20 protein-coding genes are annotated in these 22654 nt (G+C 38.7%); 14 read left to right on the forward strand and 6 right to left on the reverse strand.

The features are described from left to right. Positions 1-27 precede the first annotated feature (27 nt). Complete coding sequence (locus tag IEX65_RS01685) at positions 28-813, reverse strand: hypothetical protein (RefSeq protein ID WP_188764000.1); 786 nt, start codon at positions 811-813, stop codon at positions 28-30. 274 nt (positions 814-1087) lie between these two features. On the opposite strand from IEX65_RS01685, the gene IEX65_RS01690 reads away from it, so the two are divergent. Both IEX65_RS01690 and IEX65_RS01695 read left to right on the forward strand, forming a co-directional pair. Then, entirely contained in the window at positions 1088-2788 is a 1701-nt protein-coding gene (locus tag IEX65_RS01690; protein ID WP_188764002.1) for an N-acyl-D-amino-acid deacylase family protein, read from the forward strand. 85 nt (positions 2789-2873) lie between these two features. Next, positions 2874-3197, forward strand: a complete 324-nt coding sequence (locus IEX65_RS01695; protein ID WP_188764004.1) for a phage holin family protein — start codon at positions 2874-2876, stop codon at positions 3195-3197. Between the two features lie 144 nt (positions 3198-3341). Here IEX65_RS01695 and IEX65_RS01700 read toward each other — a convergent pair whose 3' ends face one another. Beyond that, positions 3342-3932, reverse strand: coding sequence for a hypothetical protein (locus IEX65_RS01700; protein WP_188764006.1), 591 nt, complete (start codon positions 3930-3932; stop codon positions 3342-3344). A 212-nt stretch (positions 3933-4144) separates the two neighbouring features. Between IEX65_RS01700 and IEX65_RS01705 the strand changes: the two genes are divergently transcribed. The 3 genes from IEX65_RS01705 to IEX65_RS01715 all read left to right on the forward strand — a co-directional run bounded on the left by IEX65_RS01705 (position 4145) and on the right by IEX65_RS01715 (position 8235). Next, complete coding sequence (locus tag IEX65_RS01705) at positions 4145-6592, forward strand: TonB-dependent receptor (protein WP_188764008.1); 2448 nt, start codon at positions 4145-4147, stop codon at positions 6590-6592. A 60-nt stretch (positions 6593-6652) separates the two neighbouring features. Then, complete coding sequence (locus IEX65_RS01710; RefSeq protein WP_188764010.1) at positions 6653-7582, forward strand: DUF4249 domain-containing protein; 930 nt, start codon at positions 6653-6655, stop codon at positions 7580-7582. Positions 7583-7935: 353 nt separating this feature from the next. Continuing rightward, complete coding sequence (locus IEX65_RS01715; protein ID WP_188764012.1) at positions 7936-8235, forward strand: hypothetical protein; 300 nt, start codon at positions 7936-7938, stop codon at positions 8233-8235. 99 nt (positions 8236-8334) lie between these two features. Here the strand turns inward: IEX65_RS01715 and IEX65_RS01720 are convergent, their stop codons facing one another. From IEX65_RS01720 to IEX65_RS01730, 3 genes are all read right to left on the reverse strand, one after another. Next, entirely contained in the window at positions 8335-10053 is a 1719-nt protein-coding gene (locus IEX65_RS01720; protein WP_188764014.1) for a GMC oxidoreductase, read from the reverse strand. A 95-nt stretch (positions 10054-10148) separates the two neighbouring features. After that, complete coding sequence (locus IEX65_RS01725; protein WP_188764016.1) at positions 10149-10664, reverse strand: gluconate 2-dehydrogenase subunit 3 family protein; 516 nt, start codon at positions 10662-10664, stop codon at positions 10149-10151. A 97-nt stretch (positions 10665-10761) separates the two neighbouring features. After that, complete coding sequence (locus IEX65_RS01730) at positions 10762-12981, reverse strand: carbohydrate binding family 9 domain-containing protein (protein WP_188764018.1); 2220 nt, start codon at positions 12979-12981, stop codon at positions 10762-10764. A gap of 153 nt (positions 12982-13134) precedes the next feature. Here IEX65_RS01730 and panD point away from each other — a divergent pair, with 153 nt between their 5' ends. The 8 genes from panD (at position 13135) to IEX65_RS01770 (ending at position 19162) form a co-directional block, all read left to right on the forward strand. After that, positions 13135-13485, forward strand: a complete 351-nt coding sequence (gene panD / locus IEX65_RS01735; RefSeq protein WP_064198132.1) for an aspartate 1-decarboxylase — start codon at positions 13135-13137, stop codon at positions 13483-13485. A 43-nt stretch (positions 13486-13528) separates the two neighbouring features. Next, positions 13529-14515 carry a lysylphosphatidylglycerol synthase transmembrane domain-containing protein gene (locus IEX65_RS01740; RefSeq protein WP_188764020.1) on the forward strand — a complete coding sequence of 329 codons (987 nt, stop codon included), beginning with the start codon at positions 13529-13531 and terminating at the stop codon, positions 14513-14515. An 87-nt stretch (positions 14516-14602) separates the two neighbouring features. After that, a complete protein-coding gene (rfaE2, locus tag IEX65_RS01745; RefSeq protein ID WP_188764022.1) occupies positions 14603-15088 on the forward strand; it encodes a D-glycero-beta-D-manno-heptose 1-phosphate adenylyltransferase in 486 nt (161 codons plus the stop codon). Between the two features lie 79 nt (positions 15089-15167). Continuing rightward, positions 15168-15869, forward strand: a complete 702-nt coding sequence (locus IEX65_RS01750) for a zinc metallopeptidase (protein ID WP_188764024.1) — start codon at positions 15168-15170, stop codon at positions 15867-15869. Between the two features lie 118 nt (positions 15870-15987). Then, on the forward strand, positions 15988-17124 hold the full coding sequence (locus tag IEX65_RS01755; protein WP_188764027.1) for an iron-containing alcohol dehydrogenase: 1137 nt from the start codon (positions 15988-15990) through the stop codon (positions 17122-17124). A 132-nt stretch (positions 17125-17256) separates the two neighbouring features. Further along, positions 17257-18000, forward strand: coding sequence for a hypothetical protein (locus tag IEX65_RS01760; protein WP_188764029.1), 744 nt, complete (start codon positions 17257-17259; stop codon positions 17998-18000). After that, on the forward strand, positions 17997-18818 hold the full coding sequence (locus IEX65_RS01765; RefSeq protein ID WP_188764031.1) for a gamma-glutamyl-gamma-aminobutyrate hydrolase family protein: 822 nt from the start codon (positions 17997-17999) through the stop codon (positions 18816-18818). The genes IEX65_RS01760 and IEX65_RS01765 overlap by 4 nt, the downstream gene beginning before the upstream one ends. After that, on the forward strand, positions 18818-19162 hold the full coding sequence (locus IEX65_RS01770) for a HopJ type III effector protein (protein WP_188764033.1): 345 nt from the start codon (positions 18818-18820) through the stop codon (positions 19160-19162). Before IEX65_RS01765 ends, IEX65_RS01770 begins: the two co-directional genes overlap by 1 nt. A 48-nt stretch (positions 19163-19210) precedes the next feature. On the opposite strand, the gene IEX65_RS01775 is transcribed toward IEX65_RS01770, so the two are convergent. Then, on the reverse strand, positions 19211-21019 hold the full coding sequence (locus tag IEX65_RS01775; RefSeq protein ID WP_188764035.1) for a MutS-related protein: 1809 nt from the start codon (positions 21017-21019) through the stop codon (positions 19211-19213). A gap of 171 nt (positions 21020-21190) precedes the next feature. Here IEX65_RS01775 and IEX65_RS01780 point away from each other — a divergent pair, with 171 nt between their 5' ends. After that, positions 21191-22555, forward strand: a complete 1365-nt coding sequence (locus tag IEX65_RS01780) for an aldehyde dehydrogenase family protein (protein ID WP_188764037.1) — start codon at positions 21191-21193, stop codon at positions 22553-22555. The last annotated feature ends 99 nt before the right edge of the window (positions 22556-22654 follow it).

Genomic DNA, 22654 nt, shown 5'->3' on the forward strand with positions numbered 1-22654 from the left:
TTCTATAATTTTGGTCTTTACACCTGATTACTTTCCTTTATAATAGAGCATTTTTTTGCCAGTATTTACATCAGTTAGCAGTAATGCCCCTTTTTCTATATAATATTTTGAATTAGGAACATCGGTGATTTTACCATTGATATTTACTCGCCAGTAAAGAATATTTCCCTTCGTAAACCACCTTGCTCCCATTGCTTTTACTTGGGCAATATCCGAATTTCCTCCACCCGAAGAATTACCAGAGCTATTTGGGCCGCTCACATACGAACTTGAGGCTCCATCGTCAATCGTGCCATCAGCATTCAAGATAATAGACGTGCTACTGCCACCATAAAAACCACCATTCGATGAATAATTTTCTTGATGAGTCCATTTCCCAACTAAATTTGGGTCACGTGGCAAGCCGTCGGCTTTAACGGCGGTGTTGGTCGTGGGCGACGAAACAGGCGTTCCTGCTTTTGCAAAACTACCCTCTAAAATCACTTGATTATTATAACTGATTTTCTGCTGAATGGCATTATTTTGTAACTGCATCGAAAACGTAAATACCGTTCCATCATTGTAAGTGAGTGTGCCAGTGGCAGTGTTACCCGTGGAAACTCCTTTGATTTGATAAGCGTTTGTTTCTCCACTCGAAAACACCAACATTTGCCCCGTTATTTGATTGGTATTGGCTGTTTTTAAAGATAATTCAGCTTTCAAACTTCCATTGCTTCCTTTTACCTGACCTTGCCAGTTGCCGAGAAATGATTGAGCAAAAATTGGGGTTTCCATCAAAATTAAAAGTGTATATAACAAAAAGGGGTTCTTCATGGCAAAATGAGTGTTTGTGGTATTAGAGTTCAAATAACGTATTTTTTAGCAAAAGATGGATTTCAAAGTCGGAATTTATTGATTCTTTCCTTATAAAAATAAATATAATTCCAGACACAATGGTATGATATACGGCATCAAAAAGGAATTGAATTATTCAATACTACCGATATTAAATCCCTACGGGATAAAATAAAATCTCGCTTTATGGTCTGTAAAGATTTCATTACTTATGGTTTTTCTATATTTTTAGGTCAAATTGATTCAAACCTACATGAAACCCCATAAACTACTCTTTTTTAGCAGCCTGCTGTTGCTATTTTCCTGCAATCAGAATAAATATGACCTCATCATCAAGAATGGTCTTATCTTCGACGGCAACGGAACTACTCCTATTTTGGCCGATATTGCCATTAAAAATGATACGATTGCCTTTGTGGGAAACTTAAGTTATTATGCTGACGCCGACGAAGTAGTTGATGCGAAAGGCATGGCAGTTGCCCCTGGCTTTGTAAATATGCTGAGTTGGAGTACCGAAAGTTTGATTGAAGATGGGCGTTCGATGGGCGAAATCATGCAGGGCGTTACGCTCGAAGTAATGGGCGAAGGCGATTCGATGGGGCCAATCAGCGATGCAATGAAGGTCGATGCAAAAAAATCGCAAGGAAATATTAAGTACGATATTCCGTGGAATACATTGGGCGAATATCTTGCTTACTTAGAAAAACGTGGAGTTTCGACCAATGTGGCTTCGTTTGTTGGAGCATCGACCGTTAGAGCAATGGAACTGGGCTATGCCAACCGTCCGCCTAAACCTGATGAACTCGAACGTATGAAAAAACACGTAAAACTGGCAATGGAAGAAGGTGCAATGGGCGTGGCATCGGCATTGATTTATACTCCAGGAACATACTCTAATACGCACGAACTTATCGAATTATCGAAAGTAGCTTCCGAATATGGCGGTACCTATATTTCTCACATGAGAAGCGAAGGAAACAAACTAGAAGAAGCCACTGATGAGCTAATAAGAATTGCAAAAGAGGCCAATATTCACGCTGAAATTTATCATTTAAAGGCCGCAGGTAAAAACAACTGGTATAAAATAGATAAAGTAATTGCTAAAATTGACAGTGCCAGAAAAGCAGGAATTAATATAACTGCCGATATGTACAACTACATTGCAGGAGCTACTGGACTTGATGCCGCAATGCCACCGTGGGTACAAGAAGGGGGCTTCGACCAATGGAGCAGACGACTACAATCTGGTACAATTAGAGAGCAAGTTGGGCGTGAAATGAGTTCGCCACAAAATGATTGGGAAAATTTGTGTTTGGCAGCGGGAGCAGACAAAACCCTTCTGATTGGTTTTAAGCAAGATTCGCTCAGAAAATATATTGGTAAAACGCTGGCCGAAGTAGCAACCATCAAGGAAAAAACTTGGTACGAAACAGCTATGGATTTGGTGGTTTCGGATGGTTCAAGAGTTGATGTGGTGTATTTCTTGATGAGCGAAGAAAACATAAAGAAACAGATACAATTACCGTACATGAGCTTCTGCTCCGATGCTGCCTCGATGAATCCTTCGGGCGTATTTTTGAAATCAAGCAATCATCCGAGAGCTTACGGCAATTTTGCTCGACTTTTGGGAAAATACGTGCGTGAAGAAAAAGTGATTACGCTTCAAGAAGCCATCCGAAAACTGACTTCACTGCCTTGTGATAACCTCAAGATTCAGAAAAGAGGACGTTTAGTAGTCGGTAATTATGCCGACATTGTGATTTTCGACCCTAATAAGATTCAAGATAAAGCAACTTTCGAGAAACCCCATCAGCTTTCAGAAGGTATGATTCATGTGTTTGTTAATGGAAAGCAAGTGGTTAAAAATGGCCAACACACCGGCGTAAAATCGGGGAGATTTGTAAAAGGGCCAGGTTGGAAAAGTGAGAAAGAAAGTCCACGGTCCACAGATTAGGTCAGCAAAAAATAATTAAAGTTACTGTGGCACAATTTTTTAGTCTAAACGTAAATAATTTTAAAATTCATTAAACCCAAACAACATGAGATTTGTATTAGAAATTCTACTTAATGCGGGCGTTTTGCTCGGAATCGCTTATTTGTGGCCTAAAGTACACGTAAAAAGCTATGTTTTTGCCATTGTAGTAGCATTAATTCTTGGTATTCTGAATGCAACAATTGGCTTTCTGATTCGAGTACCACTCAATTTCATCACTTTAGGCATGCTCACTTTTATTATTCGTATGCTCGTAACGGCCTTTCTTCTAAAAGTTATTGACTCGTTTACCGATGACCTCACGATTGACGGTTATCTGCCAGCGGTGGTGATTGCCGTAGCCATGGCAGCTGCGAGTAGTATTTTGTAAATAGTCGACGGTCAATAGTCGGCAGTCAATAGAAAAGTAAGTAATTAAAAATCAAATACTTACAGCAAAATCAATAATAAGGCTGAATATAAAAAATGGTGAGCTTGCAAGCAGGCTCACCATTTTTTATATCTATTGCTCAAATTATTTACCAAATAATTTACTCCAAAAACCTTTGGCTTTTTGAGTCACTTCGGCAACTGTTTCGCTTGCTTCGGCTGCAATTTCTTGTGCTTTTGCTTTGGCTGCTTCTACTGCTTCAGCTGCTTCTTCTTTCAAATCTTCGATTTTCTCAGCAGCTTGTGCTTTTACTTCGCTGATTTTCTCATCGCTCACTAACTCCGATGCTTTTGCTTTCAAATCACCGATTGTTGCCGATGCTTCAGCTGCCAATTCTTGTGCTTTTGCTTTTGCCGCTTCTACTGCCTCGGCTGCATCTTCTTTCAAATCTGCAATTTTTTCGCTTGCACCCGCAGCTACTTCCTGTGCTTTTGCTTTAGCTGCTTCTACTGCTTCGGTTGCATCTTCTTTCAAATCTGCAATTTTTTCAGCCGCTTGTGCTTTTACTTCATTGATTTTTTCGTCACTAACTAACTCCGATGCTTTTGCTTTCAAATCACCGATTGCTTCAGCAGCATCAGCTTTCAAATCGTTCAATTTTTCGGTTGCTGCGGCTTTTGCCTCTCCAGCCAATTCAGTTGCTTTATCTGTAACGCTTTTTTCGTTCTCTGCCATAATAATTTTATGATTAAAGGTAAGACTTTTTAATGATGCCGTAAAAATACAATTTTTGTTTGTACAAATAAATACTAAAGAACTGATATTTAAGCTATTGCAATGTTTTTTTATTGTTAATCTTCGCAAAATACCATAATTTTTAAATTTTGAGGTTTACACAACTTTTAGAGGCTCTTTTTCGTAGTAATAGAAAGGATAATCTGCTACCCATGATAAAAAAAATACAAGTAGTTTTAGTACTGTTTTCTATTCTAAGCCATACAATTTTTGCTCAACGAACCTTTACCGTCAGCGGATATATACGTGAAAAAGGCAGTCAAGAGCAACTCATAGGCGTAAACGTTTACGTACCCAATAGTTCTTTCGGCACGAGCAGCAATAATTATGGTTTTTATTCTATCACACTTCCAGCCAATGATGCCGCTACTTTAGTTTTTTCGTTTGTGGGCTACGAACGCATCGAGAAAACGTTCGTGCTGAACAAAAATATCGAAATGAACATAGAGTTAGCATCGGCCAATCAGCTCAACGAAGTTGTAGTTTCATCAAAACGTCAAGAAGAACGAGTGAGCGAGTCGGTGGAGATGAGTAAAATTGATGTACCCATCAATCAAATCAAGAAAATACCAGCTTTCATGGGCGAAAAAGATGTTTTGAAGGTGCTTCAACTCCTGCCAGGTGTACAGAAAGGCTCGGAAGGACAGTCGGGAATTTATGTGCGTGGTGGCGGACCTGACCAAAACTTGATAATTTTAGATGATGCCGTGGTATATAATGCCAATCACCTATTTGGATTTTTCTCGGTTTTCAATGGCGATGCCCTCAAAAGCGTAGAACTCACCAAAGGAGGTTTTCCTGCTCGTTTCGGCGGCCGACTTTCGTCGGTGATTGAAATGAATATGAAAGAAGGAAACAAAGAAAAACTGCATGGTGAAGGCGGAATCGGACTGATTTCTTCAAGATTAACACTCGAAGGGCCGATTAAGACCAAAAAGCAGGAAACGGCAAAATCATCTTTCATTATTTCTGCCCGACGTACTTACTTAGATATTGTCGCTTCGCCACTCATTAAGGCTTCGCAGAAAGATGCTATCGAACAAACTACGGGTGGTTATTATTTTTATGACTTGAACGCCAAAATGAATTATGATTTTGGGCAAAAGGATAAGGTTTATTTAAGCGGATATTTTGGACAAGATAAATTTCACACTAAAACCACAAGTCCAGATAATTTATCGTCGAATGGGTTAAACTGGGGCAACGAAACAGCCACTTTGCGTTGGAATCACCTTTATTCACAGAAGCTTTTTGGCAATTTATCACTCATTTATAGTCGCTATCGCTTTAATATTAGCTCTACCCAAAATGCTACTGATACCCAAACTAACACAACTTCGGTGTATAATCTAAAATACGATTCAGGTATTAGAGATTATTCGGTCAAATACGATTTTGATTATTTTCCGAATCCAAAACACGCCCTAAAGCTTGGAATCCAATCGACATTTCATCGTTTTACACCGAGTGCCGTGGTGTTGCAAGACTCTGATATCAGCAAATACGAAACAAAAATCGATAATATAGACGTAATAGAATCTGGAATTTATGCCGAAGACGTATGGCAAGCTACTGAGCGATTAAAAATGAATCTTGGCCTACGGGTGAGCAATTATCATGTTTCGAGCATAGATTATTTGCGTCCAGAGCCACGTTTTTCGGCAGCTTATAAACTTAGCAAAGATTTGGCTTTTAAGGCTTCTTATGCCATGATGAACCAATATGTGCATTTGCTCACTAACACCGGTATTGGCTTACCAACCGACCTCTGGGTGCCAAGCACCGATAAAGTTGCTCCGCAACAATCACAGCAAGTGGCGGCGGGTTTTGCCAAAGATTTAGATAAAAAGGGCTTAACTCTTACGATTGAAGGGTATTATAAAAAGATGGATAAACTCATCAATTATAAAGAAGGGGCAAGTTTTCTGCTTGTCAACGACCCCACGAGTAATACTCGGGTGCGTTGGGAAGATAATGTAACGGCTGGGCAAGGGTGGTCGTACGGAGCGGAGTTTTTATTGCAGAAAAAAGTTGGCAAGTTTTCGGGCTGGGCTGGGTACACGCTTTCGTGGACAAAATGGCAATTTGATGAACTAAATTTTGGCAAAGAATTTTTCCCTCGATACGACCGCCGACATGATATATCGCTGGTAGGTATTTATGATATAAAACCAAGCATTACGGTTTCGGCAGTTTGGGTTTATGGTACGGGTAATGCACTGACGATGCCGCTTTCAAGATATAATGGTTACAGCAATTACAATACTCGTTTTGGGGCAAATAATGCCATCAATAATTCTAACACGCCTGTAAGCCCACTTTTTGCGGGCAGAGCTGTACAGGAATATGGTGAGAAAAATACTTTCCGAGCCGAGCCGTATCATAGACTTGATTTGGGAGTGCAGTTTCACAAAAAGAAACTCCGACATGAACGTACTTGGGAAATAAGCATTTATAATGCTTATAATCGTAAGAATCCGTTTTTTTATCAACTCAATTCAAAAGTTGACCCAAGTAATAGCAGTCAGTCTATCACGATTTTACAGCGTTATTCAATTTTCCCGATTATACCTTCTTTTAGTTATAATTTTAAGTTTTAGCCTCGGCTCCGCTCGGCTACCTACAAGCCTCAAAGGGGAGTCTAAGAAAAATTTATGATGATGAAAAAAATATTTTTATATAGTTTATTTATAATTGGACAGTTTTTTCTGCTTTCGTGTGAAAGTTTGGTAAAAGAAATTGACCCATCGATTTTACCCGAAACTGATTCTAAATTAGTTGTGGCTTGCTTTATTTCGCCACAAGATACGATTTTGGCAGCTAAAGTAACCGAAACGAAAGTACTTATTGGCACTACGGGCGACGTCCGAGACGACATCACGAACGCAAGTGTTAGTCTATCAGATGGAAGTAAGACAATCCAACTGATTTATAATGCAAAATTGGGTTATTACCGTGCTTTACCTACTGCTTTGCCGATTTCGGTAGGAAAAACTTATACAATTACCGTAAGTACGCCAGACGGTAGAAAAGTAAATGCCTCGACTACTGTTCCGAATAATATTCCGATAAAAGAAGTAAAAATTGATTCAACAGCAGTCAATGATTTTCAACGTGGCAATACAGTTACCAATACCGAATATGACGTAAAAGTGATTTGGCAAGATAAAGCAGGCGAAAATAATTACTATCGGGCTATCAGTGAATTTATTATAACTTATGGAATTCCCGACCCAAAGAATGGCAAAAACATCATTTATACACCAATTTCTACAATCGTTGATTTACGTACAATTGATGATAAAGATACGGATGGTCAACTGCTTTCATTGAATAGAAATTATTTACCAACTAATATTGGAGCAAATATTCAAGGTCAACAATTAGACCTAAGTAAACGCTTAGATAAAATAAGAGTAGGCTTGTTTCAGACCGATATACATTATTATAATTATCATACATCGCTCCGCCGACAACGAGAAAACAATAATCCATTTGCTGAGCCAGTGCTGCTCTACACCAACATCAATGGTGGTTTTGGCTGCTTTGGTGCTTATAATGCTACTTGGCAGGAGTTTAATGCGAAATAAATATTTCTTCTAATCGACTAACGCTGGCAAGGTTTTAACCCCCGAACTGCTTGCCAGCGTTTATTTTTTCTCTTTTCTTCACAATTCTTAGACATATTTTATACTTATCAAATTTTTATTATAACTAAAACAAGTATTTTATTCAAAATAATATTTGGCTTGTTACCTCCTACATTCGCCATAGTCAAAATATAAAAGTTTAAAACGAAGCCTATGAACTAAGATATTTTGAACTACAAACTGCAATTATAACTCTCCCAAAAATTAAAAATTTTCATAAAAACGTGCTTTCCTAATCATCAAAAACGAAGTTTCTTGAAGAGTATGATTATGTATTTTTTTAAACAATAGCAATGGAAACGTTAGCAAAAAAACAGATTATTTATGATTATGTAGCGAATTGTTTGTCGGCCAACGACAAGGCTGATTTTGAAGCAGAGATGCAGATGAACCAAGAATTAAAGCAGGAAGTAGCACAACTAATTTTGAAAAGACTACAAAACGAGCAACGAGTGAGAAAACATATCGAGAAGGCAGAAATAGAGCGAATTGAAGCACAAAAGGCAGCATTGAAAAAGGAAAATAATATCTCTTTCAAAGATGCAATCAAACAGAAATGGGGGAAACTATTAGAAAACCTTTCGAGTAATTGAAGGTAGTTTTTGTCAGGAAACAACGCATTTAATATACAACATCGTAACCACTAAAAACAAATACCCCGCTGGGCTTGATTCCAACGGGGTTATTTTTTTCTACAAATTTCCTTTCTTAAACTCTTTCACTGCGTAATCGGCAGCACGAGCCGTGATGGCCATGAAAGTAAGCGACGGATTTTGTGTTGAATTGGATGTCATACAAGCACCATCAGTCACGAAAACATTTTTGCAATTATGAAACTGATTCCACTTATTGAGCATTGATGTTTTTGGGTCTTTACCCATTCGTACACCACCCATTTCGTGAATATCCAAACCTGGGGCTTTTGCAGGGTTATCATGCGTTTTGATGTTCGTAAAGCCAGCTTTGGTGTACATTTCGGTGAGTTGCTCATGAAAATCTTTTATCATTTTCTCGTCGTTGTCATCATAAGCTACCGAAACTTTCAGCTGCGGAATTCCCCACGGGTCAAGCAAATTCTTGTCAAGTGCCACATAATTACTTTCTTTCGGAATCGTCTCACCCATCATGTGCGAGCCAACTCTCCAATTACCATATTTAGTCTGATTGAGGCTCTCTTTCAAATCCTCCCCAATGCCTGACGTATCTCGATAAGTCATGCGGCTGGCACTAAAACCTGCGGCATATCCACGCAAAAAGTCGGTTTCCTGTTTGAAAACATTGCGGAAACGAGGAATATAACTACCATTGGGGCGAATACCTTCGGTAGTCGTATCCAAAAAACCTTCGTACTCTCCCGAAATCGTTGTACGGAAATTATGGAACGCAATATATTTACCTAAAAGTCCATTATCATTGCCCAAACCATTCTGAAAACGATTTGATGTAGAATTCAATAAAATCAAGTTCGTGTTGAGTGTGGCAGCATTCAAGAAAATTACCCGAGCATAATATTCGGTCATTTGTTTGGTGTGAGCATCAATCACACGCACGCCTGTGGCTTTGCCTTTTTGTTCATCATAAATGATTGAGTGAACCACCGAGTCAGTTTTCATAGTCAATTTTCCTGTACGCATTGCCCACGGAATTGTTGATGAATTACTGCTAAAATAACCACCATACGGACACCCACGTTGACAAAGGTTTCGGTTTTGGCATTGTCCTCTACCTTGCTGATAATGAATCGGTTGAGGCTTGGTTAGGTGAGCACAACGCCCGATGATAATCGGACGAGTACCGTTATAATGTTTAGCCATTTCTTTGGTGAAATGCTTTTCTACGCACGACTGCTCATGAGGGGGTAAAAACTCTCCATCAGGCAACTGCGGAAGTCCATCTTTATTTCCAGAAATACCCGCAAACTTTTCTACGTAGCTATACCACGGAGCAATATCTGCGTAGTTTATCGGCCATTCTACCGCAAAACCGTCACGTGCGGGGCCTTCAAAATCGTATTGCGACCAACGTTGTGTACCTCTGGCCCACATCAACGACTTTCCACCAACCTGATAGCCACGAATCCAATCGAATGGCTTTTCTTGCACGTACGGATGCTCGGCATCTTTCACAAAAAAATGAGCGGCATCTTCGTTGAATGCGTAGCATCGGCTCGCAATTGGATTAGCATCTTTGAGCTCTTTTGTGATTTGTCCGAGGTGGTCAAACTCCCACGGATTCATCATTGTGGTTGGGTAGTCGGTTACGTGCTTTACGTCACGCCCACGCTCCAATAACAATGTACGTAAACCTTTACCTGTCAACTCTTTAGCTGACCAACCACCGCTAATTCCTGAGCCAACTACGATGGCATCGAATGTGCGTTCTTTTACTGAATCTATATTAAAATTTGGCATTTTCTTAGTTGAATGATAGAATTTGATTAGTCAACGGACGGCAGTCGATAGTCCACATAAATAGCCTATTCATCAAACAGTCGTCATTATTAACATTATTTTTTTACAGGAACACAGCCATGATAAAAACCTGGAGCCATGACGTATTTCTGAACATTGACCATGTAATATTCAGAGTTTGTGTAGCCACGAATCGTTAGATTTTTAATCATTTCCGCAAACTTTTTGCTTGCTTCATCGGCTTTGCTTAGCTGCAAGATAGTATCCTTACGTTGCTGAGCATCACATTCAACAAAAGATTTGTTGAATGTTTTTTTAGCCAATTCTTCAGTTTTGGCAAGGCCTTGTTGAAGATTTTTCTGAGCTGCTTCTCCGTAGCAATCATTAATCATTCGTAAAGCAAATTGATGCACTTTTAGCGATTTTGCCCCTGGAGTTTTTGTTTCGGGAATAATAGTCTCTACGATTTCGGCTAAAATAGCCTCGTCGCTGGCAGATAAAGATTTGTCGTTGCCGATTGAGTCGGGAGTCCAACATGAAGCCCAAGCGGGCATGGACACCAAACCACCGAGAGCCACCGATAGGCTTTTCAGTGCGGTGCGTCTTTGCATAGTTTTGCTGATTTTAGGTTGAATAAATTATATTGTCGTTGAATATTCTACTGTTTTTAAACCTGTAAGGTCTTGAAGACCTTACAGGTTTTAGCTTTTAAAACTGCTTCAAATAACTGATTTTTGCAATCACATGATTTTCTTTTTCGTAACGAATATCGCTCGGCTCACTTACATTATTAAATCCTCGGCGATTCAAAACCACATAAATATACGACAGCGGTTGGTATTCCCACGATAAACGAATATTATAATTTTTAGAATTATTCTCTGAGTTTTGCTGATAAAAACCTATCAACTGTACTCTTGGGTTTAAAGCAAAACGCCCTTCAATTGAATATAAATCTACTTTTTTAACATCAAGTACATCTCCAACTCCTTTAAAGCCATTCCGATTGTATCGACCCGAGACAGAAATATGCGGAATCGGTGCAAATTGCAGCCTAATATCAGTAGAATTTAGTTTTCCATCAAAATACGTTCCCCAACTGTGGTCAACAACTAAATTAAGGATTTTTGATGGGTCGGAGCTCGCAAAAATTTGGTGACGAACATAGTTAAAATCGCCCACGTTGATTGTTACGCCTAATGGCTGAAATGGCTCAGTCAAGCGTTGGAAAGTTGGATTAACCAAATACCCAAAAAAACCACCATTCTGGAAGTTAAACCAAATAGGGTTAATATTAATTTGGCGTTCTATCAGCTGTCCTGTTGAAGCTTGGTGATAAAACTCCGTCATAATTCCTGGCTCAAAGGCACGAATGTACTTTTTAGGCAACCAATTTCCACGATTATAAATAAAAATACCAGGTGTTGTGCCAATCACATCGGTACGAGACACAAAGCCCATTTCGGGATTATAATCTTTTGTAACAACCGACTGAGTCCACCAAACTTTAAATTGATTATTGGTAAAGAAATATTGAGCAAAACCCGAAAAACCCTGCTGACCAGTATTAGTCGTTTTTGAATAAGTTGCCATTGTATTAACCGAATGCGACTGATTCAAACGAAAAAATCCATCAACTGTACCTACAATATTTGAGCCTTCTGGACGATTTTTCACTGTTATGAGTCCTCCTATACGGCTTTGTTCGCCAAAGTTTTCTGAAAAACGTCCTACAAAAAAGTTCGTAGCGGGTGTGTCTCCTACCCCACGCTGACGCATTGCAATTACGCCAAAATTTCGCTTCAATGAACGATACACAAAACGTCCACCTGCATCAATCGAAATTGGTCGGTTATTATCATCTAAACCAATTCTTCTACTAAAGAAGGGTTGTACACGCATCGTTCCACCCGAAAAATCATCATTTGGGCCAACTCCTACACCAAAAAGCGAAGCATTCTCAAGAAAAAATTGACGTCTTTCGGGAAAAAATACCGAAAAACGGGTAACATTATTCACTTGTCGGTCGGCATCGGCTTGGGCAAAATCAGTATTTGTCGTTAGGTCTAAAACAGCATTTGAGTTGATTGCCCATTTCAATTCACCGCCTAATTTAAAATTAGTTTCGGTTGGTTTTGGCACTTTCTGACCACTATAATGGTCAAAAGATGTCAAAAAATAAGGTTGGATTCTAATATTGGTCGATGGTGGTGGTGGTTGAAGATTTTTCAATTCACCCGCATAAGTCATACGTAAATTAGAAAAAATTCGAGGATACGGCGAAAAAGCGGTCTGCTCGTTGCTCATACGACGGCTACGAAAAATATTAAAACCCCATGTGTGTAGGCTATCCAATGTTTTTGGATAACGTAATGTTTGCCACGGAATTGCCATTTCGGCTACCCAACCCGAATCGGTTCGTGAGGTACGCACACGCCAAAGGCCGTCCCAATCAACATCGTAGTAGAGGTCATCGAACGAAAGCAAATCTCGCTGCACGCCATACGGGTTTGTTACCAAAACCATCGCATTGCGTTTATCGTTAAACCCATCGAACGATAAAGCTACCATATCATGCTGGCGAAAGCTAAAATCACGCTTAAAATCAGTGGCACGAATGGCTTTTTTACCTAAAGAATCCTTAGCGAAAATGCCAAAATACAAATATTGTTTATTGTAAAGTACCTTTACTTCGGTATCTTGAGTAGGCTTTTTGCCTTGAAATGGTTCGATTTGAATAAAACCCGATGTTGGTTTTACCTTTCGCCATTCGACGTCATTCATTACTCCATCAATGCGTAGTGAAGAATTAATTTGCGTTGCTTCGATTTTCTTTTTGACAGAATCGGGTTCAAAAATATTGGCATCTTGACCAAAGGCTACAGAGGTGGTGGCTACTAAAAAAAAGAGGAGTAGTTTTTTTATCATTTGTGATGAGCTTTTTCACCACAAAACTAATTAAAAATTTTAATCTGAATTTTATTGTTGTGCCAAATGTTTCTTTCACAAGCAATTTTATAATTTTGCAGTCCGTTTATTGTAGCATCATTCTCAATTATTCATTTTGCATTTTCAATTATAATGTTAGTCAATATTTTCAAATCAAAAATCCACCGAGTGAAAGTCACTCAAGCCGAACTCAACTACGTAGGAAGCATCACTATCGACGAAGATTTGCTCGATGCCGCAGGAATCATGGAAAATGAGCGAGTACAAGTCGTAAACAACAATAATGGTGAGCGTCTGGAAACTTATGCTATCAAAGGTAAACGTGGCTCAGGTATTATTTGTCTGAACGGAGCAGCCGCTCGCAAAGCTGAAGTGGGCGACATTGTAATTATTATTTCTTATGCTTGGATGACCCAAGAAGAAGCAAAAACTCACAAACCAATGATTGTTTTTCCTGACGAAAATAACTTGGTAGTAAAATAATTGTAGCACAATTCTCCAGAATTGTACATAAAACCTCTTTTTAATGAAAAAAACACTCCAGTACCTTATCTCACTGACAGTTGCCGCTGTTTTGGTTTGGTTTACGTTCAAAGACATTGACCTAAACACCCTCTGGGAAAAAATAAAACAAGCCGATTATCGTTGGGTAGCCCTTTCGGCCGTAATGGCTTTGGTGGCACACTGGAGTAGAGCTTATCGTTGGGTTTTGATGCTTGAGCAGATGGGCTATAAACCTTCGGTTTTTCGTACAACACTGGCGGTTTTAGTAGGTTATGGAGCAAATTTAATATTTCCAAGAGCGGGCGAAGTGGCTCGCTGCGGAACGCTTAATAAATTAGAAGATATTCCTTTTGAAAAATCGTTCGGAGCAGTAATAGCTGAGCGTTTAATTGATGTTTTGGTACTTTTATTATTGATTTTCTTGAATTTTATTTTCGAATTCGACCGACTAAAAGATGTTTTCTTTAATTTTTTTGGCGAAAAATTCAAAAATCCCCTCCTACTCGGCAGCTATGCTTTAGTGGGAATTAGCTTACTTGTGGCGGCTTATTTTTTATTCAAGAAAAATCAAGAAAAAATCGCACAAAATACTATTTATCAGAAAGTTGCTAAAATAATCGGAGGTTTTGCCAGTGGTTTTATGAGTGTCAGAAACCTTAAAAACCCTTCAGCATTTATCTTTCATACGATTCTGATTTGGACAATGTACTTCGTAATGACTTATGTTCTTTGCTTTGCATTGCCCGAAACCGCTAATCTTTCACCTTTGGCTGCACTTTCAATCTTTGTAATGGGGTCAATCGGAATGGCAGCACCAACGCAAGGCGGTATAGGAAGTTATCACTTTTTAGTAGGAAGTATTGTAGTGCTTTACGGGCTTTCTCAACAAGATGGTATTACGCTCGCTACATTTCTGCATGCCATGCAAGGAATGGTCTTTGTAGCTATTTTTGGTATTATTGCTTTTTTACTAACATTGGTTTTGCCGAAAAGAGGAGTTAGGATTTAGGTTTTAGGAGTTAGGTAAATCCTAATTTTCTAAATCTAAATCACTAAAACTCAATTTCTAACACCTAATTTCTTATACCTAAAAAAAATGACCGAATCAAAAATATTAAGTCTAACAGAAGCCAAACAGCAAATCGAACAATGGCAATCTGAAGGTAAAAAAATCGTTTTTACTAACGGATGCTTCGATATTGTGCATCTCGGACATATTGATTACCTCGAAAAAGCCAGAAATTTAGGCGATAAACTCGTACTTGGCCTAAATACCGATGCTTCAGTGAGACGTTTGAAAGGAGAAAGTCGTCCTGTGATAAATGAATACGCACGTTCACGCATGATGGCAGCGATGAGTTTTATTGATGCTGTCATTTTGTTCGACGAACCAACGCCAAAGGAGCTAATTGAGACACTTTGTCCGAATATTTTGGTTAAAGGTGATGATTATACGGTCGAAAATATCGTTGGTTCAGATTTTGTGATAGCCAATGGAGGCGAGGTAAAAACTATTTCATTGGTGAAAGGTTACTCAACCAGCTCAATTATTCAGAAAATAAAATTAATTTCGAATGATTGAATGATAGCATGAGCGAATGATGCTCTAAGATTATTTACTCTATCATTCAATCATTCACACATTCAAAATTAGTAATAATATGGTAATAATTATTGGTATCGTCTTTATGGTACTGGGCATGATAGTATCAGGACGTTTGAAAAGTAAATTTGCTCAATACTCTCAAATACGTTTACGTAATGGTATGACTGGTGCAGAAATCGCACAAAGAATGCTACATGACAACGGAATTTATGATGTAAGAATCACACAAGTTGAGGGTCAATTAACTGACCACTATAACCCACTTGATAAAACCGTAAACCTCAGCTATGATGTTTACACGGGTTCGAGTGCGGCTTCGGCAGCGGTAGCCGCTCACGAATGTGGACACGCCGTGCAACACGCCATGGCTTACGCTCCTTTAAAAATGCGTTCGACATTAGTTCCAGCCGTAAATGTGGCTACTAACGTTATGAACTTTGCCAATATGTTTTTGATGTTCGGAGGAGTATATATGCTTTCTCGTGGTAGCTCGTTTGGCAATATGCTATTGATGATTTTAATTGTGGCAAATGCTGCTTTGGCAATATTCTCGCTCATTACATTACCCGTAGAATATGATGCAAGTAACCGTGCCTTGAAATGGATGGAAACTCGCTCAATAGTAACAACAGGCGAACACGATATGGCAAAAGATGCTCTCAAATGGGCAGCTTTAACGTACGTAGTAGCTGCCGCAGGTGCAGTAGCCAATTTACTTTACTATGTAAGTATTTTCTTAGGTAGAAGAGACGATTAAGCCTTTCTGATAATTCAGGAGAATTGTTCTAAAAAACCACGAATTTAACAGACCTTTTGTTGAATTCGTGGTTTTTTGTTGTATTTTCGTCACTCTCAAACTAATAAAAGCCAACAAAGTGATTTCTCAATTCAATTTTCCTACTAAAATCCGATTCGGTGCAGGTGTGGTGTCTGAACTTCCTGCTTATCTAAAAGACAATAACCTTTCAAAACCTTTGGTCGTGACCGACCCAAATGTAGCCAATTTGCCATTTTTCAAGCAAATTGTTCAAGATTTATCATCGAAAGGCGTCAGCGTTGAAGTTTTCAGCGATATTCATAAAAACCCAGTAAAATCAGATGTCTATAAAGGCGATGAAGCCTATTATAGCACTGACCGTGATAGCATCATTGGCATCGGTGGCGGTGCAGCAATTGATGTAGCGAGAGCGATTTTATTGAGAATCAATCACCGAGAAGATTTATTCAAATACGATGATTTGATTGGTGGCGATGTTTACGTAACCAACGATGTTCCGCATTTTATAACGATTCCGACAACGGCAGGAACGGGCAGCGAAGTTGGCCGCAGTGCCATCATTGCTGACGACGAAACGCATCAGAAAAAAATTCTTTTTTCGCCAAAATTGCTCGCTAAAATCATCTTTGCCGACCCATTACTTACGATGGATTTGCCACCATTTATCACCGCAGCTACGGGAATGGATGCTCTCACGCACAATATGGAAGCATTTTTAGCAAAAAACTGGCATCCAATGTGCGATGGCATTGCATTGGAAGGAATTGCATTGATACATGAGTCTTTAGAAAAAGCCGTCAACAAACCCGACTTAGAATCTCGGAGTAAAATGTTAATTGCTTCATTGATGGGTGCGGTAGCTTTTCAGAAAGGTTTGGGCGTAGTACATTCATTGGCTCACCCTTTATCATCTTTGCTCGATACACATCATGGTTTGGCCAATGCCGTAAACATTCCGTACGGAATGAAGTTTAATATTGCAGGTTTTGAAGATAAATTCCGCCGAATTGCTCGTACCCTTGATTTGAAAGATGAATCAGGCGAGGCGGTTGTGCAGTATTTGTTTGAGCTAAATACTAAAGTAAATATTCCACACCGTTTGCGAGATATTGGTGTAAAATCAGAGCATATAGAAACATTGGCCGATTTAGCGATTGCAGATTTTGCTCACCCAAATAATCCAAAACCTGTCACGAGAGAAGACTTCAAAAATCTTTACCTCGAAGCATTATAATTTATCAAAAAACTATACATTTGTTTTAAAAATTCATTAATTATACCACAAATACACAAAGAATAGTGTGTTTGTGGCTATCTATATTTCGTAAAACTCCTTTTATTTATGTAACTCTAAACTTTTACTGTCATGAAACTCTCTTTGACTTTTATGCTCTTATTTTTATTTTCCAGCCAAGTTTTTGGACAAATAACCAATAATAAATATGATTATTTTTTGAGAAAGATGCAAATTGCGGGAAGTAGCGATAGTAAAATAGTTGTAAATAAAAAAAACGGGGATACGACCTTTCAGGCGTATTACAATTCGAGAGATGTGGTAAATAATACGCATCAGGAATTTACAAAAACTTACAAAGGAACACCATTTTTCAAAAACGGCTGGTACAAAGGAAAAATAAGCACTGAAAGTGGAAAAGATATGGAGTTTTTGATGGCTTTCAATGTACAGAAAAACGAACTTTATATTGTAGAAGACATCAACAAAGATGCCATTGCTATCAAACCCGAAGCATTTACAATAATGGGACATCATTTCAGTAAGTTTGAAAATGCTTATTATGAGGTTATTCATATCAGTAAAAATACACTTCTGAAAGAGCATTCGTGTATTCTGCACAGCAGTAGCACCGACAAAACTGGCTATGAAGCATCTGGTGATTACGAAGGAGAATTCGTAAAGTCTTCCAAGTTTTTTATTCTAAAAGATGAGTCGGTGATTCAACTGCCGAGAAGCAAAAATTTTCTTAATCTTTTTGGAGACAAAAAGCCTTTAGTTGAGCAGTATGTAAAGGCAAACAATATTAATCTTAAAACAGAAAACGGACTCGTAAGTACTTTCAAATACTACGATTCACTCGAAAATCCACAATGAAAATAGGTATTACAGATTGCGGAGAAAAACATCCAATCTATGAAAAATGGATTTTGTCGCAAAATGCTTTGGTCGGAAATTCGCACATCGAAGTAGTCAAACTTGGCTATAAACTCAACAATCTACACGAAATAGAGCAGTGTGATGGTATTATTTTGTCGGGAGGCGAAGATGTGCATCCAAGTTTATACAACCGTCCTGAGTTTTTGAGTTTATGCAATCCAAATTTCATGGACGAACGCCGTGATGAATTTGAATGGAAAGTATGCGAATATATTTTCAAAAATCACATCCCTGTTTTAGGAATTTGCCGAGGCTTACAATTTGTGAATGTATTTCTTGGTGGCACGCTAATTCCAGATTTACCGACTGCTGGAAAAGAAAATCATTCAAAGTATTTTGAAGGAAAAGACCGTTATCATAATATAGAAATCATACACGATTCCGAACTTTCAAAAATTACCAATATTGTATTTGGAGATGTCAATTCGGCACATCACCAATCGGCTGATATTATTGCCAAACCGCTAAAAATCAATGCGTTATCTGATGATAGAGTTGTTGAAGGTTTAGAGTTCGACTTCGCTCACTCACCAAATTTCGACTTCGCCGATTCTGTTAGGTTCGGCTCCGCTCACCCAACAGAACCAGATTCGGTGGCTGAGCGAAGTCGAAGCCAGCGAATCTTAAGCCAACAAAATCACTATTTAATGCTCGTACAATGGCATCCCGAACGCATCATTAATGCCGAACAAAATAATTTTTCTTATAAAATTCGACAAAATTTCGTCGAAAACATTCAATCAAAAATTCAATAATGACACTCGATTCTTTTCTAAAAAAACTCAACAAAACCCCTAAAGAAGTAGCATTTACAGATACTATGGCCGTTGTGGAAGCACTCTATGATTTTACGCCAACGGCTTTCCAAAATGGAGATTTACACAACGAAGCTGGACAAAACTCTGGCTCATGCAAATTATTTTCATTCGCAAAACTTCAAAGTTTTTCGGTAGAACAAACCCTTGCTTGCTTTGGTGATTTTTACCGCAAAGATGTACTCGAAAACCCCGATGCAACGAACCATCAAAATATCAGAAACTTTATGAAAACTGGTTGGGAAGGAATTTCTTTTGAAGGAACAGCACTGACGGAGAAATAAACATAAAATCTACAATGCGTGGCACATTTGAGTGTGCCACGCATATTTTTAGAGTTTCTCGCCAATCGGCAAACCAATAGACTTCAATAAAAGCGAGGCATTAAAACTTTTACAAACGCCTTCTTTTATCAAATAATCGAATAATAATTCGCCATTTTCCGTGGCGTACTCGAAGTAATAATTTTTTACTACATCGGGATACTGCTCCGAAATTTCGGTCATACGCAAATCGTGAGTAGCCACCATTGCATAAGCATTTGAGTTGACAATTTTCTCTAACAAAGCCATCGAGCCCGCCAATTTATCTTCCGAATTTGTTCCTCTCAACATTTCGTCAATCAAAAATAAGGCATTTTCATTATTATTAATTGCCGCCAAAACGAGCTTAATTCGCTCAATTTCTGCCTTAAAAGTTGAAGCATTTTGCTGAATAGAATCTTTGATTCGCATATAACAAATCAGTTTTATACCATCACTTACACTCATTTTCTTGGCAAAAACTGGGCAGCCAGTATACGCCAAAATGATATTTAGCCCAACCGTACGCAAAAATGTACTTTTACCCGACATATTTGAGCCAGTAATGAGCGTCAGTCGATTTTTTTCGTCAAAATCAAAACTATTACAAACTACATTTTTGGTATTGATGAGTGGATGCCCCATTTCTACACCATTTAATTGAAATGTTTTACTATCATTTATTTCTGGAAAACACCAATCTGGCTTATTGAAATGTAGGTTTCCGATGCTGGCATAGAGCTCAAAAATACCAATTACGTCAAAAATTTTCTCAAAAAAATCAGGGTTTTCTTTCAGCCACGCCCTCAGTTTAATTAACTGAACTGGCTGAAAGGGAGTAGCCAAAGTCAAGAAAAGCGAAGCCAACATATTGCGTCGCATATCAAGTTTTTTAAGAATCACCACAAAATCATCAATCGGATTTTTAGTATTTAGTTTTGAAATCGGCAATCGTTTGTGAGCTGTTTTCAGAATTTCTGACTGCCAATTTTCTTGAGCGATAAGCCCAGTTGCAACACCAAATTTTTCCATCAAACGCCCCGCTCCTGCAACCGTTTCAAAATATTCTTCCGTGTGATTGCGGTTAATGCCAGTAAGTCTGAAATTTATCAAAGCCAAAGCTGCCACACCATAACCAGCAAAAGATGGCGACACAAAATAGGCAGAAGCAAAGACCGCTACCCACAAAAAAGGTAAGATTTTGGCATAAATCGCAATGAATTTCTCCAATTTCAACACTGGCGGATGCTCAATTTGGTTAAGCACTTTGCTCACGCCTCGCTCCTCGTTAGAAATCTTAAACATCGAAGCAAAAAAGCTCAAACGCCAGTCAGTTTTGGCCGCCATTTCTTTGGCAGCTTCTTGTTTTTGGCCAATTGAAAAAGTTTGATTTTCACCCAAAAGCTGTTGAGCCAAGTAATCACTTCCCGACTTACTTTTTGTTCGGTTTATCAGATGAAAAAGCGTTCCTTCGCCGAAAACATCTAAATCTTCACTAAAATTATGCGTTGGTCGGCTGTATTCTTGACCATTGTAATACATTCCCGAAATTCCCTCCAAACACGTCAATTCATTTTTAATCACGGCGAGCGTTGTTTCTTTTAAATCAACCTCGGCATCAATTTTTTCGTGATGTTTTACTAAATAATAGAAACCTAAAATGCCGCCAATAATTGATAGTCCTCCAAGTATTTCATTGAGTTTAAAAAGCTGATATACCACAATTAATAATCCAATTATCAGCAATAATCGGTACATCGAAATCTGGTCGCTTTTCTTTTTTAAGGTGGCTATTTCGGTAAGTAATGTGGCTATTTTTTCTTGATAAGTCTTTTCCATGCAAGCAATTTTTGTATCTGTCGCAAAAATAGGCAACTATGTCGGAGTTTTAGATGAAATATAAAAGTTTATCCACCTGAATGCTTATTTTTGTGTGATAACCACAAAACGTCGGCAAGGCTTTGAGCCTTGCCGACGTTATTCAGTCGATATTAAACGTAAAAAATTCATATGCAAATCATCAATCCAGCTACCGAAGAAATCATTGCTACTTTACAAGAAGATTCGGACGAAAGCCTTAAAAACAAACTAAAAACCTTACAAAAAGGGCAAAAATCTTGGGCAAAAGTGAATCTAAAAAAACGTATCGCTATCATCGCCAAATTCTCTGAATTATTGGCCGAAAATATAGAAGAATTGGCCGAAACGCTCACTTCTGAAATGGGGAAACCACTTCAACAAGCCCGTAATGAAGTAAACGGAGCAAGAGGAAGAATCAAGTTTTTTGTTGAAAACTCACAAAAATACTTGAAAGATGAAGTAATGACCAAGCAAGAAGGACTTACCGAACGTATTTCATATGAACCGCTGGGCGTAGTTTGTAATATCTCGGCATGGAATTATCCGTTTTTGGTGGGTGTAAATGTTTTTATCCCTGCTTTGATTGGTGGAAATGCCGTTTTCTACAAACCATCTGAGTTTTCGACTTTGACTGGTTTAAAAATTGAAAAGTTTTTGAAAGCTGCGGGCGTTCCAGAAGATGTTTTTGCGGTGGCAGTTGGTGCAAAAGAAGTAGGTGAACAACTTTTGGCAATGCCACTCGATGGCTATTTCTTCACAGGTTCTTACCGAACTGGACTTTATATTTATGAAAAAGTAGCACCTAAAATGGTGCCTTGCCAACTCGAATTAGGCGGTAAAGACCCACTCTATGTGGCTGATGATGTAGCTGATATTCAGTCAGTTGCAGCAGGAACTGCCGATGGAGCTTTCTATAATAATGGGCAAAGTTGTTGTGCCGTTGAGCGTATTTATGTCCACGAAAAAGTATATGACCGCTACGTTGAGGAATTTGTGAAAGAGGTAAAAAGCTACAAAATTGGTCAGCCAACCGAAGACGGTGTTTACATCGGTGCTTTGAGCCGAAAATCTCAGTTAGATTTTCTCGAAAAACAAGTAAATGATGCCGTAAAAAAAGGTGCAACGCTACTTACTGGTGGTAAAAGAATTGAAGGAAATGGATATTTCTTCGAGCCAACGGTTTTGACCAACGTCAACCACAAAATGGATGTTATGCAGGCGGAATCTTTCGGGCCAATTATTGGTATTATGAAAGTAAAAGATGACAAAGAAGCCACAAAATTGATGCAAGATACTGAATACGGCCTCACAGCGGCAGTTTATACGCCCGATAAAAAGCGTGCCGAAAGAATATTGAAACAAGTAAATGCGGGAAGCGGTTATTGGAATTGTTGCGACCGTGTTTCGGCTCCACTTCCTTGGAGTGGACGCAAGCATTCTGGCTTTGGAGCCACGCTCTCGCATGCAGGTATTCGTGCATTCGTAAAGCCAAAGGCTTGGCATTTAAGAGGCTAATTTTTAATTGACTAATGAAGATTAAAAATCCTGAAAGGATTAAACACGAATAGCCGTAGGTAACGCCTACGGAAACAAGAAATGAAGGTAGCAAATAAC

The sequence above is a fragment of the Emticicia aquatilis genome (assembly GCF_014644295.1).
Lineage (GTDB): Bacteria > Bacteroidota > Bacteroidia > Cytophagales > Spirosomataceae > Emticicia > Emticicia aquatilis.